General features: G+C 59.5%; 3 protein-coding genes. All 3 read left to right on the top strand.

The window, feature by feature from the left end; all coding sequences use genetic code 11:
- The coding region (locus AB4048_RS28740; RefSeq protein ID WP_442205340.1) for a sensor histidine kinase at positions 1–283 on the top strand (283 nt) is incomplete at its 5' end.
- A gap of 134 nt (positions 284–417) precedes the next feature.
- Positions 418–675: a hypothetical protein gene (locus tag AB4048_RS28745; protein WP_442205341.1), complete on the top strand. Its 258-nt coding sequence runs from the start codon at positions 418–420 to the stop codon at positions 673–675.
- 197 nt (positions 676–872) lie between these two features.
- Positions 873–1,268, top strand: coding sequence for a response regulator (locus AB4048_RS28750; RefSeq protein ID WP_442205342.1), 396 nt, complete (start codon positions 873–875; stop codon positions 1,266–1,268).
- The last annotated feature ends 32 nt before the right edge of the window (positions 1,269–1,300 follow it).

Below are 1,300 nucleotides of genomic sequence, written 5' to 3' on the forward strand. Positions count from 1 at the left end.
GGCTACCACCATCGCCCTGGCATTGGACGAACGCCACGGAAACGTTGTTCTGACGGTGGAGGACAACGGACCCGGAATTCCTGCCGCCGAGCATGAAAAGGTTTTCCGGCGCCTCTACCGCCTTGATAAGAGCAGAACGACTTCGGGCGCCGGTCTCGGGCTGAGCCTGGTCAAGGCGGTGACCGAGCTGCACGCCGGCCGCATCACCGTGGGCGACAACAATCCGGGTCTGAAGGTCACGGTAGAGCTTCCTTCGACGCCGCGAGGAAATGCTGCGGGCTAACGCGACACTCGCTGTGCGCCGAACAGTCACCTTACCTATTTGTATAGCCGCGGACAGATCGGCGAACGGTCGAAAGCTCATACTTCCAGCCGCATCGCCGCAGGCGGTGCATGTTGGAACCCAAAGGAGTCGACATGACAGCGAAAATGATATCAACGGCCGCCGCCGTCCTCGCTTTGGTCATCGTTTCGCCAGGTATGGCGAAGACCGACTGCAACAACGACATCCGAGAATTCGATGCTGCCGTAAAGATTACCACAGCAAAGAAAGCCGATGTTCAGAAGGCCATGCGGCTTCGGAACGAAGCAAGGAAGGACTGCCAGGAAAAAGGCGGCACGCCGGTCGGCGACGCCGACATGCGCCAGGCGTTGACGCTGATTGGCGCGAAGTAAAGATTGTGATCTTCCCAAATCCGCAAACGGCGGCGGAACGTTGCGCGTGGCATTCGCCACTTCGAATGGGATGGCGAAGAGCGCTTGAGTTTCAAGCGCTCGCCCTTCCATCGCTACCTTCAGGTCAGCGTCAGCATGCCTGTGAAATACTCTGCATGGTTTGCCGATCGTCTCGGCGCGCATCTCAGAGGCAAGAGTTGGAGATACTCCTCGTAGAGGACAACACGCTCATCGGGGACGCGATCGTCGGTCAACTGTCGGCGAGCGGCGGGCATGTGGATTGGCGCCAGAGCGTCGGCGAAGCGATAGCCGCGGTGAACGAACAGTCGTACGACTGCGTGGTCCTTGATCTTCGGTTGCCCGACGGGCATGGTCTGTCGGTTCTCAGCCACATCAGGGAGAGAAGCGGAATAACCCCTGTTCTCGTTTTGTCAGCCTTCGATCAGATGACGGACCGTTTCGCCGCGATGGCCCGGGGAGCGAACGCCTATCTTGTGAAGCCATTCTCGTTGGGCGACCTGGAGTACCGCATCGCCAGCCTCGTTGCGGACACGCGGCGCTCGCCACTGCGGGGAGCCAATCAGCGTGATTAACGGTGTCCGTCGTTACAGGATTGCCGCGATAT

Origin of the sequence: Rhizobium sp. RAF56 (genome assembly GCF_052113965.1) — a bacterium.
In the GTDB taxonomy this organism is placed as follows: domain Bacteria; phylum Pseudomonadota; class Alphaproteobacteria; order Rhizobiales; family Rhizobiaceae; genus Rhizobium.

Bases quoted from the DNA above. Each gene is read 5' to 3' on its own strand.
- AB4048_RS28745 (WP_442205341.1), top strand. From the start codon at position 418: ATGACAGCGAAAATGATATCAACGGCCGCCGCCGTCCTCGCTTTGGTC.